Raw genomic sequence first — 16,890 nt, forward strand, 5'->3', positions numbered from 1 at the left:
TCGCCTTTGACGTGGGATTCCGCCCTCTATAGGGCTTATTCAAACCAAGGAATCCCACGTCAACAGCGATCGGAAGATCAAACCCGTCCCGTAGCGGCCTTTCCCCTCCAACTTGAATGTTCCCCCTGCCGCTGTCTTTCCTCCATCATCTGCATATTAAAATGGTCTGCCCCTTTAAGCTGGGCCGCTGCCATATCCGCTACCAAAGTCACGCTCGATTCCATCGGTACAAAGCGATATTTGTAGGCTGTAAGCCGATGATCCGTTTCGTGAAATAAAATGTCCTGGGCATAATTGCCCCATCGGTCCTTAGGCATCAAATCAATCGTCATACCTGCATGTGCAGAAGGCAGCAGCATATTGGAGCCGTGAATGCCAATGACTAATCGGCTGGCTGCGTACACCTCACATACCCGCATTTCACTATCCCGATCGAAGCGTGAGACGCGCTCGTCAGAAATCCATGCCGGGAAGCTTCCCGTACGTCCAAGTCCCGCAACTGTAAAACGATGATCAGGGAAGCTTTCTCTCAGTCTGCGGAACAGTCCAATGATTTTGCTGCGTTGGTGATAAATTAACGGTTTCAGGCCACGTTTGAGCTGTGGGAATTTTTGCACCGCTCTGGCAATATGATGGCTGCCGCTCCACAAGCGGTCTTCCCTCCATACAAAGGTAATGCGTGGCTTCAACTCACGCTCCTCGTCATAACGGGAGACCCCTGTAAATTGCTCAATTTCAAACTGGCTGGGATGTGAATATGCCGGGCTGATATACACCTCATCAAAACGTATCAATTCCTCAATCATCCGATGATGTAGCAGAGGATAAAAGTTTCGCGCCTTGCTGAACGGCACATCGACCGTCCAAATTTCAGACACATATGCCGGCACCATCCACTCCAGCGACTTTTGCACAATAACGATGATCCCCATTTCCGGTGATTGCTCGTATTCGCGCTGAACATTCAGCAGCTTAAGCAACGCATGACCATACAAATAATCTATGGTGTTGACAATGATCACACGCGAAGAAGCTTTCTTTTTATGCACGGTCATACCGACTGCTAAATCATAGGAAGGATTCATCAAGGATTGCCGCAAAGGCTCTCCAAGCCATTTTCTTGACTTCGCATCACCGGTCAGGATATAGTCAGGCATTTCTACACGATAAGGTGAATACGTCGCATGACCGACCCTCATATCCTCAAGATATTCACGTCCGCAACCCTCACACTTAGTACTGACACATACGTGGATTCCCTGCCACAGTACCTCTCCCCCACGTAACGTGTCTCCACAATGCGGGCACTGTTCCTCATGCCGAACAAATGGTTTAATCGGTATCATGATTGTTCTCTCCAACTTTCGGTACTGTAATATGAACATGCCAGAAGGTCAGGATTGACTTCATCATCCAACCCAAATTGGCTTTGACTTCCTTAAACAACAAATCCATCAGAAATACAGATATCGTAAAGGACAATATCGTCGCCACTAAGGACCCTCGAACCTCAAGCCATGGGATCAGCGCGTAATTGAAGGCGATATTCGTAACCGCACCTATTACCGAGGTCAGCAACGTGTATTTGAACAAATTTTCATTGGTGATAAACAAGCTTTTGGCGACACTAAAGTTGGTGAAAAATAGACGAATCGCAAACAATGACAACAGCGAGCCTGCTTCAGCAAACTCTCTCCCATACAGCACAACTACTACCCATTGGGATAGAAAAAATAAGGGGACTGAAGTCACAAGAAAGCATATAAACATCAGCCGATACACGTTAGACAACGTCCGTCTGTATTCGTCGCTTCCTTTCTGCTTGGAACGCGTCACCACCGGAGCATAGGCTGTCGTTAGCACGACCGGGATAAAGCCCAGCACCTCGATGAGTCGGAGTGCAACGGAGTATTGCCCGACTGCTTCGTTTCCCAACAATTCACCGATAATGACCTGATCAATCCGTGCCTGTACATATACAGCGGAGGAGGACAAAATAAGCGGCCAGCTGTGATTCATGATTCGCCGAGCAGTTGTGAAGCGGAACGTCCACTTGTTCACACGCCGTCCTTCCTTATGGAAGAAATACAGCAGCAGCAGGCTTCCGAGCAGAAACTCTCCATGAGCACACAACGCCACTGCCCAGATTGGAATACCGGACAACAATAAAATGATTTTGACGGTGGAACCGAGGACAAAGGCGGTATTCTTGGCAACAACCGTATATTTGGACAACATCTGCGCACGAAACCAGTAGTCGATAATATCAAACAACTGAAAGACCGAGGCCGTAGCCAGAATCAGATTAATTAACCGTACTGAGCTGTCTTCTGGTCTGAGCAGTGAAATAAAGGAATAGGACAGTACAATGGCTACCAAAGTACCTAACAACTTCAGCAGAACCGCCGTACCCAATAGCTCGTGCTCATCCTTAGGGTGTTTGACAAGATCGCGTACTAATATGGAATCAAAGCCAAGGGTCGTGAAAATCAGGAACATCCCGAAAAAGGATTCCGCATAATTCCATTTTCCCAGTTCCTCTGGTCCCAACACTCTCGCCATGATGATGCTAACCGCCAGCCCGAACACCATGCGAATCATTTTGTCACCGAACAGCCAGGATGTATTCACCAGCAAGCTTCTGCGCGGTTTGGCACGTTTCTTGACTAATGTCATATGTTCTACTCCATCTTGAAAAATGACCTTAAGCATTGCTTTATGATCTGTTGAGCTGTCATACAGCTGAAATCATGTACAACGAAGAGACCCCCCGGCCAGGCGGGTGGCCTCTCCACCTCTTACACGACGACAGAAGCTTCGACTGCAGCCTGCCTTTTTACACGCTCCAAGTCTGCATCCACCATCATACGAACAAGCTGCTCGAAGCCGACTTCCAATCGCCAGCCCAGCTTTTCCTTCGCCTTGGCACAATCGCCAAGCAATAGATCTACCTCTGCCGGTCGAACAAATTGCGGATCAATCACGACGTAATCCTCGTAATTTAAACCTACATGAGAAAAAGCAATTTGCAGCAGTTCACGCACAGAATGCATTTCTCCCGTGGAAATCACGTAATCATCTGGTCGATCCTGCTGAAGCATCAGCCACATCGCCTTTACATAATCCCCTGCAAAACCCCAGTCTCGCAGGGAATCCAAATTCCCCATACGCAGCTCCTGCTGCAATCCCAGCTTGATACGAGCTACTGCATCCGACACTTTGCGTGTTACAAACTCCAACCCTCGGCGGGGCGATTCGTGATTGAACAAAATACCGGAGCAAGCAAACATATCAAAGCTTTCGCGGTAGTTGACTGTAATCCAATGGCCGTACACCTTGGCGACACCATAAGGACTACGTGGGTAAAACGGGGTCATTTCTGTCTGCGGCGTCTCCAGTACCTTACCGAACATCTCGCTACTTGAAGCCTGATAAAAGCGCGCCTCCGGCTTGGCAATTCGAACCGCCTCCAGCATATTGGTGACAGATAATGCTGTAATTTGCCCTGTAGCCAAGGGCTGCGGCCATGAGGCCGCTACAAAGGATTGAGCAGCCAAGTTGTAGACTTCATCCGGGTTGGACTGACGGACGGCTTCGATCAGCGAAGCCAGATCGGTCATATCACCAGAAAGCCAGTGAATGTCATTCTGGATATGCGCTACATTTTCAAAGTTCGGTGTGCTGGTTCGTCTGCGCACCCCGTACACCTCATAATCCTTGGACAGCAGCAACTCAGCCAGATAAGACCCATCTTGTCCGGTAATCCCAGTGATCAGCGCTTTTTTCATTCCAATTCCCCCACCGTTATTTATTGTTCAACCAGATCCAGACTTTGAAATGCCTGGTATACAGACCTTAATCCTTCTTCTAGTGAAATACGCGCCGACCAGCCCAGCCCGGAAATCCGAGATACATCTACCAACTTGCGCGGCGTTCCGTCAGGAACGGAAGTATTAAAAGTAATTTCGCCCTCATAGCCGACTACATTTTTGACTCGTTCAGCTAGCTCACGGATGGAAATATCCTCACCCACACCAATATTTACAATCTCATTTCCCTCATAGTTATTCATCAGGAATAGACAGGCATCAGCCAAATCATCCGAATGAAGAAATTCTCGCCGAGGCGTACCGGAGCCCCATACTTCTACAGTCGGAGATTGATTCAGCTTAGCCTCATGAAACTTGCGGATCAGCGCAGGTAGCACATGAGAGGTTTGGAGATCAAAATTGTCGCCCGGACCATATAAATTCGTAGGCATCACCGAAATAAAACGGGTTCCATACTGACGGTTGTAGGACTGACACATTGTGATCCCGGCAATTTTAGCAACCGCATAGGCCTCGTTGGTAGGCTCAAGCTCACCTGTAAGCAGATATTCTTCTCGCAACGGCTGCGGAGCAAATTTGGGATAGATACATGTAGAGCCTAGGAATAACAGCTTGCTTACATTCTTCCGGTATGTCGCATCAATCACATTTGTTTGTATAAGCAGATTGTCACGGATAAAATCAGCCGGATATTCGTTATTGGCCAAAATCCCGCCCACCTTGGCTGCTGCCAGAAATACATAATCCACGGGCTCTGTATCAAAAAAATGATCTACGGCCTCTTTATTGCGCAGATCCAGTTCACGGCTTGTGCGAGTAATAATATGACGATATCCCGCTTTCTGAAGCGCTCGGACAATAGCGGAACCTACCAGTCCATTGTGCCCTGCTACATAAATGTTGGAATGAAGCTCCATCCTTCTCTCCTACCCCTCTTTGTTAAAATGACTTTAATATGCATCCTTGGAGCCCAGCAGCACACGGAATGTTTTCAGCATGATGATCATATCCGTGCGAAAACTGCGTCTAGATATGTACTCCAAATCCAGTTCTACCATCTGGTCAAAGCTTAGATGATTACGACCGCTGATCTGCCATAGTCCGGTGCAGCCCGGTGTGACCGTCAGACGCAGCTTATCCCTCATGGTGTAATCATGAACTTCTCTTGGCAATGGGGGTCTGGGTCCTACAAGGCTCATATGCCCACGCAGTACATTGAAGAGTTGCGGTAGTTCGTCGATGCTCGTTCTGCGAAGAAAGCGGCCCACACGGGTAATTCGGGGATCGTCCCGCATTTTGAACATCGCACCCTCAATTTCATTTTCCACCAGCAATGCAGACAATCTGGCCTCGGCATCAGACACCATGGAACGAAATTTGATCATGCGAAACGGTCGCTCATGTTTACCAATACGGATTTGATAAAATAATGCACTTCCTTTGGGGTCCTCCAGCTTGATCAACAAAATGACGAGCAGAAATACCGGGCACAGTACGATGATTCCAATAAAAGACAGTATAATGTCCATACTTCGCTTCACGAACGGATATACGCTCCATCCTTGTCGTCGTTCAAGCCCATGAGCGACCGAATATACATCCACTGACGCGCTCAGCACTTTGGCCTTGTTCGAGCGGGAAGAAGACACGTCTCATCACCTCACTCCTTATTGATAAATATTATTTATGCATTGTTAAAAGAATATTATATACTCTTATTTCCTCCGATTTATTCATGTCAGATTGCGTTCCTCCATACCACGCTCGGCGCGGCGCTTCACGTTATTGAGCACTACACCCAAAATGCGCGCCTTTACTCTTTCCAAATTTGCCTTCGCCTTCTTAACGACATCCTTTTTGACCTTCCCTGCCTGCACTACCAAGATGACACCATCACACATGGCACTTACAATGAGTCCATCCGGAAAAGACAGCAGGGGTGGCGTATCCATCAGAATCACATCATAATGTTCTTTGAGCTCAACTAGTAGAGCCTTCATTCTACGGGAACTGAGCATCTCGGACGGATTGGGTGGATTCGGTCCAGCCGTGATCGCATGCAGATGATCAATCCCGGTTTCCTGAACCACATCCTGCCATGTCTGTTGATTGGCAAGTACCCGTGTCAGCCCTGTATGATTGCGCAAACCAAACATATGATGCAAGGAGGACCGGCGCAAATCCATGTCCATAACCAGCACCTTTTTTCCTTCTTGTGCATAGGTTACAGCCAAATTGCTAATCGTGACTGTTCTGCCTTCACCCGCCTGAGCGGACGCCACCATCATCACCTCAATCGGCTCGTCTATAGAAGAAAACTGGATGTTAGTGCGGAGCATGCGGTACTCCTCCGACACGGAAGACTGAGCATGCAAGGATGTAACGAGCTGATTATTGATTAATTGCGGCATATTGTCCCTCACCTACCTGTTTAGGAGTTGTAGTAGAGCTGTCAGAGCGTCTATCTTCTTTTTTCATTTTTGTAATCAGGGATAGGGTAGGCAGACCGAGTTCTTTTTCAATATCTTCCTCATTTTTAAATGTATCATCCAATACCTCCAGCAAAAACGCCAAGCCTATTCCCAGCAATAAAGAAATGGCAAAAGCAATAAAAATCTGTATAGCGGGATTATTGTTCACGGGAACTGCTGGATCATTCAGGCTGGCTTCGCTTAGGATGGTGACATTGTCCATTTTCATGATAGAGGGGATTTGCCGTTTGAATACTTTGGCTACCGCATTGACGGTTTTCACAGCCTTCGTATACGATAAGTCGCGGACTGTAACATCCATGACCTGTGAATCACCTGCGGTGTTTACTCTTAATTTTTGCGCCAAAGCTGACGGAGTAACCTTAAGATCGGGGAAGCTGGCGACCACCTGATCCATAATCGCCGAGGAGATCATAATTTGCTTATAGGAGTTCGTTAAGGCTATGTTGGTTTGCACCACACTGTAATCGACGACACCTGCACGGTCCGGTCGTGGCGTCTGATTAATAATGAGCTTGGCGGTAGCTTCATAAACCTGCGGGGTAAAATATACATTTTTTATGCCTACTACAGTACACACCAGCAGTACAATGCTACCAATCAACCACATTCTTTTGCGGATCAAACGGATGTACTCTTTCAACTGCACAAGACCAGTCCTCCCTGCTTGACTTGTTTTCGATGAATAACGCTTGTACTGATCCTCTGCATGACGGGGAAAAGAACGATGCATGACCCTCTAATCTATAGTAAAATGTTGTATAATAGCGCATAGAAGGTCTAGCCAGCGAATAAGCACAAAATGCTCAATCATCGTTGGCCTCTTAAGGGTATATAAATGAAGATATCAGTGAAAACTATGAAATACAGATACGTTATGTAACTTACATAATTAATTTATGATACAAATTGTATCTTGTCAAGCGCAAAATTGCTTTTCTTACCTCTCTTAACCTTGCCTTCAGGAGGAAAAACAGATGAATTATGGAACCCGCATCGCTGAATTACGAGAACATAAGGGACTAAAACAAGAGGAATTAGCGCAATCCCTCGGAATTACGCGGGCGGCTCTTTCTCACTATGAAAAAAATAGACGCAAGCCAGACTTTGAGACCCTGACCAAGCTCGCTGATATTTTCGAGGTAACCATCGATTATTTGGTGGGACGTACGAGCCACCCGACAGCAATATTGGATTCAGATGTGAGGGAATTTGTGGATCAGCTTGAACTGTCCGACGAGGATATCCTGCAACGTTTTAACCTGACGATTGACGGACGCACCTTATCTGAGGAAGAAGCCAAACGTTTTATCGCGTTTGTTCGAATGGAACGAATGATGGAATAAGGAACGCGCCGCTGCTTGATGTTTTGCTCAAGTAGGACCAGTAGCTGAAAATTACACGCGCTTGTCTTTCCGGTACTTCGTTCTATCAGCATCGCCCTCCAGCCATTCTGGTGTCGTGATCCCACATTGGAGCAAAATGTTCCGGATGTCCAAGTGGATGGCTGCTTTGCCTGCTTTCCGTGCGTTGTCTCGAAGAAGAGGGCCATTCCCCCCTAATTCTGTTTCCTTGTTCATTCAGCACTAACCTCACTTTATTAGTCTTGGTCACCGGAAAGAAATTCCCTACAAACCACGTATGTATAGTCATGAACAAAACTATTATATATGAATACATACCTACAATGTTGTCGTCTTATGACGAGAATATAAAAGGATTTTCTTATTTTTTTCTCCATTATACGTAAAGTATTAGCAATTCAGAACGATTTACAAATAAAAAAGAACCTGTCAGGTCCTATTTTCTCCTGATAGGTTCTTTTTTGTTTTCTTTCGGAATGATGTTAGATATTCATGAGGTAAGGTCCTATATGCATTCCGGTGTAACTAAGCAACCTCGGCTGCCTGAGAAACCTGAGTACCTCCGGTCGCTCGAACTTTGTAGACGTAATGACTTCCAGCTTTTACGGTGCGGTCCGTATACGTGCTTCCTTCTACTTGCGAGGCAATCACCTGATAGGCACCGTCTGTACGGTCAGCACGCAGCACATCATAGGATGATATGCCTTTTGCTTGAAGCCAATTAATCTTTACCGCCCCATCCTGAATTGAGGCTGCTTTTACCTCTGTTGGGGCAGAGGCCGTGGTTTGATCTGTACTTTTTGGTTCCAAAATATATTGTACCGATTCGCCAGGACCCAGCTTTTCTTCAAAATCAAGGGCAGGAGAAGCCTTGAGCCCTGATATGGATCGCTGCGCCTGAGAGTAGGTGGAACCCGCTCCGAAACGTTCCCCCGTGTACAAGCCAGCTTTCGGCATCGTTACCCGCACACGAACGGTCTGCGTTGTGGATTCAAAATTCACTAGGTTCACCAGCAATTTGTTCGAGGTAGCGCCGCTACCTGCCAGTGGTTTAAGCTTGGATGTATCCACCGCGCGAACATAGACCATCTTATCCTTCGTCTCCTCTGGATTCAGTATGGTATAAGTCAGCGGTTTGCCATGTGTGGCATAGGCTAGACTTAAGCGTCTCATGATCTTAACTCGGGTGTCCTGCCCTTGTCCAAACGGATAAATTTCCGTGTTAGCCGGATTGTGGCTTTGCAGATCAAAGCCCGTTTTAAATAGCGTGTAATCCTTATAAAAAGCTGCATGCTGGATAAACATATCGGCAAACCCGATTTGCGAACGCATAATCCGATCGAATGCGGCTGCTTGTGGCTGACTAGCCCCGTAATCCGGATTATCTCGATGCGTATCGTTAGTGCCGAACTCCGTATTTAGCATTTTTTTCGCCAGTCCGTCGCTCGAACCACCAAAGGTTTTCAAATTCTGAACGAAGCTGCCCCCGCCCTCTTCATTATACGATTCACCGTAGGCATGTCCGTTGGTCAGGTCGGTGACTTCTTCCAGCTGTTTACGCTGCGCCGGGTCCCGTTCCCATCCATCCGGATCACCGCATTTTTGCGTACCTCCGGTTTGATTTTTGCACGCCTTGGTAGAGTATGTCGGCCAGTAGGCCCAACCCGGCGCTACGGTTTTGAGATGCGGTGCCAATTGCTTGCCTTCCGTATTCAACCACTTAGCCACAGCCAGGTCTACCGCCTTGGAACGGTTAAACAATCCAGGTTCGTTATCTACTTCATAATATTGAAGGTATGAACCGTATTTTTTTACATAATCACGCAACTTTTGCTTGGCCGTCTCTGGCAGAGTACCATCTTTTTGCAGCTTGATATCACCTGTGTATAGATACAAAGCAGACGATTGCATATTATACTGCTTTAACGTTTGATAGTAATCATCCACATCTGTGCATGCCTTGCCTACATTACTGGCACAAGTTACCCTCATGACGTTGCCACTATAAGCAATTCCCAGCCATTTGAGAACGTAAGGTAGATGCTTAACTGCACCCTGATCATAATAAAATTCTTTATTATTCACATTCGTACCAGTCAGTATATATTTCCCATGTACTGGTTCGGCCGCAGGGGAAGCTAACGTCTCCAAGCTCAAGTCATCCCAAGTCCACCACACATTTTTATCTTCTGCAGAGGAGCAGTATAGGCAGCGCGCTGTCTTTAGCTTGAGTACGTTAACACCGCTTTGCAATTGTTCTTTGGGGATATACAGCTCGTAGTTATTTTTGAAGTTATAGGTACTCCCAGTACCGGATACCCCGGCAATCTGAATAATTCCAGACAGCTGGTGATTTGAAAAGACAGCCATCTGCGGCACCGCTTTGCCCGCATCCAAAATCCGAACACGGAATATCATACCATTGGGAGGAACCTGATTCAGTTTATACTGAAGTGACAGTTCTGGATTCGTGGATGCATTCAAACCTGGAGGAATATCACCACTGCTGAGCAATACCGGAACTGTTGTACTCTCTGCTTCCGACAACGCCGAGAATGTTCCTTTAGCAGAGGATTCAGTAGAAGCTGCTGCTCCAGAAATTTCGATATTATCCCTACCGACCACTCCTTTAAATTCCGCTGAAGAGTCATCCCTCTGGCCCAGCTTCCATACTGGACTGGCCGCCGCTACCTTATCCGTCTGCAATTCTGCACTTTTTGAAGGCGTGTATATAAACCAAGCGATCATGGCTAGAGCTGCGACACCTAGTAATCCGGATAATACGACCGTATACCTATGGGTCAACCATTTTTTCATCATATGATACACCCTCTCTCCTCAAAATTTATGACCGGGAAAGAGTATCTATCAAGGAAGAAACAAAGCGTTTCCGGGAACCACCGCTTTCGCTTCATGCTGACTTTCCCACATCAGACGAGCCATCGCATCGCCTTTTTCATCATAGTATTCCACTTTTAGATCTACCATTTTACCTGCTTCCAAAGCAATACTGCCTTTACGCTCTGTCCAGCTTTGTTTGAACCAACTGTCAATCACCAGCTTGCCGTCTACCCATACGCGAATACCATCATCGGATATAGTTGTAAATGTATAGGTCTCGCTGTATTGTGGTTTGATTTTACCTGTCCAGCGAACCGAGAACTGGTCGGCATTTACCTTAGGATCAGCAGCAACGGCGCGCCAGTTATAATCCAGCTTGCTGTCTGTACGGATCAAAACAGGACTGCCGTTCACATTCATATTGTTAAAATATTCGCCCCGCAGCCCGTTCACATATACTACATCAGGAACAGAAGGAGGAGTCGGAGCTGGGGGTACGATTACTACTGGCGGAACCGGGATAGGCTCACTTTGTCCCTCATCCGGTAAAGTCGGCACATCTGCCCCAGGTTGTTGGATTTCTGCCAGCCCATTTTTCACATCATCCCGTGTCAAACTCCTCGAATCGTTCATATAATCCTGTATTTGATTGGTTGTGTTATTCTCAGTCAGCATCTTGCCCCAAGTCATGGAATACACCCATTTGGGCTGTGCCTGCAACACCTCAGAGCTAGGCATCTCACCATGCTCGCCAATGGCAATCGGCTTATTCCGTGCCAACCCGAGCAGTCCTTCATAATGACTTTGCTTAAAATCATTATTGTAGATGTCTACTGCCAAGATATCCACTTTGTCATCCCCCGGATATTTCGGGGTATACGGGACAGTATAGGAATTGGGAGCATTGGGACTCCACACCCACAGCAGATTGTTCAACTGATGCGTGTTTACAAAACGGTCGTACATGATATTCCATAGCTGATTGAAATTGTTTTTGTTTCCCCACCAGAACCAGTCACCATTCATTTCATGATAAGGTCTCCACAATACTGGAACCCCTGCATCACGAAGCTGCTTTAACGATACAGCGACCTTATCCAGATCGGCAATGAGGAGGTTATACTGCGTAGTGCCTGGTGTCACGTATTTATTGAACTCCGCCTGACTTACTTTCGCCTGCACATTGGCCCAAGTCAGTGGTCTACCCGGCAACGCTTCATGAAAAGTCATCGTCACAATGCCACCGGCTCTGCTCCAACGAATAGCGCTATCGACGACATTTTTACGTTGTGCTGCTTCTGTAGCGTCGGATTGACCAGAGATGGCTCCCATCTCATAGCCGTGCAGACCCACATACGCCTGGCTGATTTTTTGGACCTTGTTGCTTAATTCATCTGGACTTTCCAAATAATCATGCTGACCAGTGACTGTTTTCTTTCCAGAGATGCTGAGTAAATAATTGTATAGTTCACGGGCCTGAGTAGAAGCGTCCGAATTAACAGGTTGTAATGAAGCGGCATTCACCACAGACAGAGAATCACCAAAACCGACGGGAAACAAAGAAAAAAGCATAACAACGGGGAGTACATGACGTATCAGTCGATACAGAGGAATAAAATTGAATCTCACTTTAGCTCTTCCTTTCGGTAGCCAGGCTGCCATCCTTACGGGAAGGCCCTTTAGCTTTGCGTACCAGTCTTTCGACAGGGCTGCGTTTATCGTTGGAAGGAGTTTGGATTCCTTCTTACCCTAAGTATCGACTTTTTTTTACCAAAATTTAATAGGTCATGTTCATGAATTTACAGGTTTTCGCCCAATTTCGACAGTTTGGGCCATTATTTTTCATCAAATCTTCTTTTTTACGTTTTTACGCAAATAATTACGAGATAAATTGATGACGAGAAATTTCATTCCAATCCATACAAAAGCGTACAATATCCTCTTCAACCAACTCAGAGCCAGTCTGAACTTCAATCAAATCCACATCGGTTACAGCCAAAATGCTATGCTTCGTCCCTTCAGGGATGCGAACTACGTCACCGGCCTTCACTTTGTGCAGCTTCTCATTCAAAATAATTTCCGCTTCGCCGCTAATAATGGTCCAGATTTCACTTCGTTTGAAGTGAAGCTGGTAGCTGATATTTTTACCTTTGTGTACGCGGATTCGTTTGGTCAGTACCTCATTACCCTCGTCATACTTTACATAGTCTACAACCCGATACTGTCCCCAACGACGTTCTTCATACATTGGACGCTGATCATGAGCCTTGAGCACTTCCTTGATGCGTGGACTTTCTGCCTTATTGGTCACAAGAATGCCATCTGGGCTAGCGGCTACAATCAGATCATTCGTTCCAATGATCGCCACAGGAATGTCCAACTCATTAATAAGACTCGTATTGACGCAATCTTCCGTTACTACCCCTCTACCCACTTGCTGATGAGACATCTCTTCTGTGAGTGTATTCCAAGTTCCTAGATCCTTCCAAAAACCATCGTACGGAAGCACTACGATTTCTTTTTCCTTCTCGACTACTTCGTAGTCAAAGCTGATTTTTTCCAGAGACGCATATTGTTTTTGCATTTCTTCATAATTCAGCGGCAGGCCCTTGGATGCCAAAATATCCAGCAAATAGCTTAATTTGAATGCAAAAACCCCGCAGTTCCATAGAGCATTGCGTTCCATTAGACGCTCCGCCTGCTCCCGGTCGGGTTTCTCTTGAAAATGGCTCACTTCGCGGTAGCCTGTGCTACCTTGAGTGGCATCGTTTTTCGGAATAATATAACCGTATTTCTCTGAAGGATAGGAAGGGACAACCCCGATTAGTGCAAGCCTTCCTTCACTCTCCTGAAGTGTATGTTCGAGTTGGGCTACGGAAGCAAAGAAAGCATCCTCTACATAAGGATCTACAGGCAATATAGCTATAATTTCATCAGGCGAAACACCCGCAATGGAATATAGATAAGTCGCTGTCAGCGCAATCGCAGGAAAAGTATCTCTGCGTTCCGGCTCAACAATGATGCGCGTATTCGATCCGATTTGACTCTGGATCATTTCGACCTGCGCTCTCCCTGTCGCAATAAACGAGGATTCGGATAATCCGTTGTCTCCCAATTGTCTCCATACCCGCTGTACCATGGATTCCGAAATCCCTTCCGGGCTTTCCAGTACCTTCAAAAATTGTTTGGAACGGGAATCATTGGATAACGGCCATAATCTTTTACCGGAACCACCAGACAAAAGTACGAGCTTCATAAATCTCCACTTCCTCTCTATATTGGTTGGTGATCGAATGGGGCAAGGTTGAGTAGGCCGCTACGGGCTGGATTTGATCTTACGATCGCTGTTGGACCGGGATTCATTTGATTGTATAAAATCGTATCAAGGTTTGAATCCCGGTCCAAAGGCGAACGCTATCGCTTCTCCAGATTCAAATCCAACCCTTCGCTACTCAAATATGCATCATATCGATCATACCTTGTGGTGCAAAAGGCACGACCGGACATTATTAAGTCCGGTCAGCCTGTAAAAATCTCACGCTTTCGGCGCTTGCCCGCTGTGCTTGCAAGCTTCTAGTAATCGAGGTTTCGTAACGCCTTGCCAAGATTGCCTTCGTCGACTACCGCAATGGCGTCTTAATCGGAAGGAGCGGCTCAACTATGCCGCTCCTTCTGATACGCCCTTCTACTCCCATCCCATAAGGTGGGAGATTAAACATTGTGACTTGGTGCGGCAAAAGCAGCGGAGCGGGCAGAATTGTTCTGAAGAAGCGTCAGCGTTTGCCTTTATCCCCGGATTTTAACATTTGAATGTTTAATACAATCCAGAAAATCCGGGGGTAACAGCAATCGGAAGAACAATCTGCACGCGCAGCGCCTTCAGCGCCTCCCACATCACCACAGTCACTTTTTAATCTGTCACTTTTAAACTTCCACTTTATCTCTGTTCCACCCACTCATCCGCGGACGACCCACGGAGTAGTATTCCAGCCCAGAGCCTTGGATCTGTTCCTCGGTGAATACGTTGCGACCGTCAATCAGAACTGGCTTGTGTAGAATGGAGCCCAATTGCACGAGATCAACTTCTTTGAACTCTTCCCAATCCGTCAGCAGGCACACAGCATCGCTTCTTTCGGCGGCTTGCTGCGGGGAGGAGCACCATATAATATTCGGGTGATCTACGCGCTCCTTGAATTTATCCATCGCAATGGGATCATACAGCTTGACAATAGCACCTGCCTGAATGAGCGTTTCTACGATTTCCAGTGCTGGAGCTTCGCGGATATCATCTGTATTGGGCTTGAAGGCGAGGCCCCAAATGCCAATCGATACGCCGTTTAGCTGACCCAGCGATTCACGCAGCTTGGATACAATCATAAAGCGCTGGTCGGTATTTACCTCGACCACCGATTTTAACAACTTAAATTCATAGTCTACATTACCCGCAATTTGGATGAGCGCATTCGTATCTTTCGGGAAGCAAGAGCCCCCGTATCCGATCCCTGCTTGCAGGAAAGAGGAACCAATCCGTTTGTCCATGCCCATACCTTCAGCCACACAGGTAACGTCCGCGCCAACCTTTTCACAAATATTAGCAATCTCGTTAATAAACGAAATTTTAGTTGCCAGGAACGCATTGGAGGCATATTTGATCATTTCAGCACTGCGGATATCCGTCACATAGATTTTATCCGTGAATACCTGATGCAGAGTGACCATTGTTTCACGCAAACCTGTATTGTCCAAACCAATAATGACGCGATCTGGATGAAGCGTATCATTGATAGCTGAGCCTTCTCTCAGGAACTCCGGCGCGGATACAATATCAAAAGACAAACTCGTATGACGAGCCACTACGTCCTTAATCTTTTCGTTCGTTCCGACAGGTACGGTACTCTTAGTCATAATAATCTTGTACCCGTTCATGGCTTTCCCGACATCGGCGGCCGCCTGTTCAATGTAGGACAAATTCGCCTCGCCGTTAGCCAGTGAAGGCGTACCTACTGCTAAAATGACGATATCCGAGCGACGTACCGCATCGGCCAAATCCGAGGTGAACTCTAAACGGCCAGCTTCCAGATTCAACGCGATCAATTCCTCAATACCTGGTTCATAAATCGGAGATTCCGCACGGTTCAACATATCGATTTTGTACTGCTCCAGATCGACACAAATTACCTCATTACCTTTTTGCGCAAAACATACACCTGAGACGAGTCCAACGTATCCAGTACCGATTACAGCCAGTTTCATTCCGTTCATCCTCCTTTTAGAAAGTTCACATAGGCTTGTTCTACATACTTTTTCAATTGATCCTTGAAGTTATCTTCATCAAATTTGCGGGCATGGGTAATGATATCGTCCACATTCCATGCATGTTGCTCAACCTTTGCGACGGCCTCCAACACATCGTCTACTTGATGCTTGCGGAAAAATACGCCGTTCACATGAGGAACAATCGTATCCAGCGCTCCCCCACCCTGAAAAGCGATAACGGGCCGTCCGGCCGCATTCGCCTCCAAAGGCGTAATACCGAAGTCCTCTTCCCCCGGAAAGACAAGTGCCCGGCATTCGGCCATCAGCTTGTTAACCTCTTCGTCTTCAAGCCTGCCGAGGAACTCAATGTTCGGGGCAGCCATGGCTTCGAGTCGTTTACGATCCGGTCCTTCGCCAACGATGCGTAGCTTAAGACCGTTACGTTTGAATGCCTCAATCGCGAGATCAATGCGCTTGTAGGACACCAAACGAGATACGATCAGATAATAGTCACCGATGCTTGTAGCACGTTTAAAACGGGATGTATTGATAGGAGGGAAAATAACATCTGCCTCCCGTTGGTAATAGTGCAGAATTCTCCGCTTAACGACGGAAGAATTGGCGACAAACTGGTCTACGTTGCGAGAAGTTTTGGCATCCCATGTTTTCAGCCTGTTCATGTACAGCTTTAGCATATTTTTGAGCAGGTTGGATTTGGACTGCCGGGCCATATATGTATCGTAATCCCAGGCAAACCGCATCGGTGTGTGACAGTAACAAATGTGAAACGTATGTTTGGGTACCTGGATGCTTTTCATAAATGCGCTGCTAGAGCTTAAAACAATGTCGAAATCCCTAAAATCAAAATCACGGATAGCGATGGGATACAGCGGCAGCACTCCTTTGAAGTTGGCCTTCACTCCTGGGATGTTTTGTAGCCAAGTGGCTCTAATATCCGCATCCTTCAAGTTGCGCGACAGACGCTCGTCGCTGAACACCGTTGTGAAGATGGGAGCCTCCGGATACATATCATGGAATACCTCTACTACCCTTTCCGCTCCGCCCATTTGGATTAAGTAATCATGTGCTATCGCTATTTTCATCTGA

Annotated in this window: 14 protein-coding genes and 1 riboswitch; of the genes, 1 reads left to right on the top strand and 13 read right to left on the bottom strand. The window is 46.8% G+C overall.

Features of this window, described 5'->3' with window-relative positions:
- Positions 1 to 77: 77 nt before the first annotated feature.
- The 7 genes from C0638_RS01895 to C0638_RS01925 form a co-directional block, all read right to left on the bottom strand.
- The gene (locus C0638_RS01895; protein ID WP_058710842.1) at positions 78 to 1,346 is read right to left on the bottom strand and encodes a hypothetical protein; all 1,269 of its coding nucleotides are present in this window, start codon (positions 1,344 to 1,346) and stop codon (positions 78 to 80) included.
- On the bottom strand, positions 1,333 to 2,676 hold the full coding sequence (locus C0638_RS01900; RefSeq protein ID WP_058710841.1) for a flippase: 1,344 nt from the start codon (positions 2,674 to 2,676) through the stop codon (positions 1,333 to 1,335). The genes C0638_RS01895 and C0638_RS01900 overlap by 14 nt, the downstream gene beginning before the upstream one ends.
- 122 nt (positions 2,677 to 2,798) lie before the next feature.
- Entirely contained in the window at positions 2,799 to 3,788 is a 990-nt protein-coding gene (gene gmd, locus C0638_RS01905) for a GDP-mannose 4,6-dehydratase (protein WP_013369836.1), read from the bottom strand.
- A 20-nt stretch (positions 3,789 to 3,808) separates the two neighbouring features.
- The gene (locus C0638_RS01910) at positions 3,809 to 4,747 is read right to left on the bottom strand and encodes a GDP-L-fucose synthase family protein (protein WP_058710840.1); all 939 of its coding nucleotides are present in this window, start codon (positions 4,745 to 4,747) and stop codon (positions 3,809 to 3,811) included.
- 33 nt (positions 4,748 to 4,780) lie between these two features.
- Complete coding sequence (locus C0638_RS01915; RefSeq protein WP_013369834.1) at positions 4,781 to 5,479, bottom strand: sugar transferase; 699 nt, start codon at positions 5,477 to 5,479, stop codon at positions 4,781 to 4,783.
- Between the two features lie 84 nt (positions 5,480 to 5,563).
- Positions 5,564 to 6,241: a CpsD/CapB family tyrosine-protein kinase gene (locus C0638_RS01920; protein ID WP_058710839.1), complete on the bottom strand. Its 678-nt coding sequence runs from the start codon at positions 6,239 to 6,241 to the stop codon at positions 5,564 to 5,566.
- Positions 6,222 to 6,971 (bottom strand): YveK family protein, encoded by a 750-nt coding sequence (locus tag C0638_RS01925; RefSeq protein WP_013369832.1) that lies wholly within the window; start codon positions 6,969 to 6,971, stop codon positions 6,222 to 6,224. The genes C0638_RS01920 and C0638_RS01925 overlap by 20 nt, the downstream gene beginning before the upstream one ends.
- Positions 6,972 to 7,299: 328 nt before the next feature.
- On the opposite strand from C0638_RS01925, the gene C0638_RS01930 reads away from it, so the two are divergent.
- The gene (locus C0638_RS01930) at positions 7,300 to 7,668 is read left to right on the top strand and encodes a helix-turn-helix domain-containing protein (protein ID WP_016821244.1); all 369 of its coding nucleotides are present in this window, start codon (positions 7,300 to 7,302) and stop codon (positions 7,666 to 7,668) included.
- 51 nt (positions 7,669 to 7,719) lie between these two features.
- Here the strand turns inward: C0638_RS01930 and C0638_RS01935 are convergent, their stop codons facing one another.
- The 6 genes from C0638_RS01935 to C0638_RS01960 form a co-directional block, all read right to left on the bottom strand.
- Entirely contained in the window at positions 7,720 to 7,902 is a 183-nt protein-coding gene (locus C0638_RS01935) for a hypothetical protein (RefSeq protein ID WP_013369830.1), read from the bottom strand.
- Between the two features lie 309 nt (positions 7,903 to 8,211).
- A complete protein-coding gene (locus tag C0638_RS01940) occupies positions 8,212 to 10,506 on the bottom strand; it encodes a hypothetical protein (RefSeq protein ID WP_058710838.1) in 2,295 nt (764 codons plus the stop codon).
- Positions 10,507 to 10,554: 48 nt separating this feature from the next.
- The gene (locus C0638_RS01945; RefSeq protein WP_058710837.1) at positions 10,555 to 12,156 is read right to left on the bottom strand and encodes a glycosyl hydrolase; all 1,602 of its coding nucleotides are present in this window, start codon (positions 12,154 to 12,156) and stop codon (positions 10,555 to 10,557) included.
- A 13-nt stretch (positions 12,157 to 12,169) separates the two neighbouring features.
- Positions 12,170 to 12,251, bottom strand: a riboswitch (cyclic di-GMP riboswitch).
- Between the two features lie 155 nt (positions 12,252 to 12,406).
- Positions 12,407 to 13,783 carry a sugar phosphate nucleotidyltransferase gene (locus C0638_RS01950; protein WP_058710836.1) on the bottom strand — a complete coding sequence of 459 codons (1,377 nt, stop codon included), beginning with the start codon at positions 13,781 to 13,783 and terminating at the stop codon, positions 12,407 to 12,409.
- Positions 13,784 to 14,451: 668 nt separating this feature from the next.
- On the bottom strand, positions 14,452 to 15,780 hold the full coding sequence (locus C0638_RS01955) for a UDP-glucose dehydrogenase family protein (RefSeq protein WP_013369825.1): 1,329 nt from the start codon (positions 15,778 to 15,780) through the stop codon (positions 14,452 to 14,454).
- A gap of 5 nt (positions 15,781 to 15,785) precedes the next feature.
- A complete protein-coding gene (locus C0638_RS01960) occupies positions 15,786 to 16,886 on the bottom strand; it encodes a glycosyltransferase (protein WP_013369824.1) in 1,101 nt (366 codons plus the stop codon).
- Between the last annotated feature and the right edge of the window lie 4 nt (positions 16,887 to 16,890).

It is taken from the genome of Paenibacillus sp. lzh-N1, from assembly GCF_002872435.1.
Classification (GTDB): domain Bacteria; phylum Bacillota; class Bacilli; order Paenibacillales; family Paenibacillaceae; genus Paenibacillus; species Paenibacillus polymyxa_C.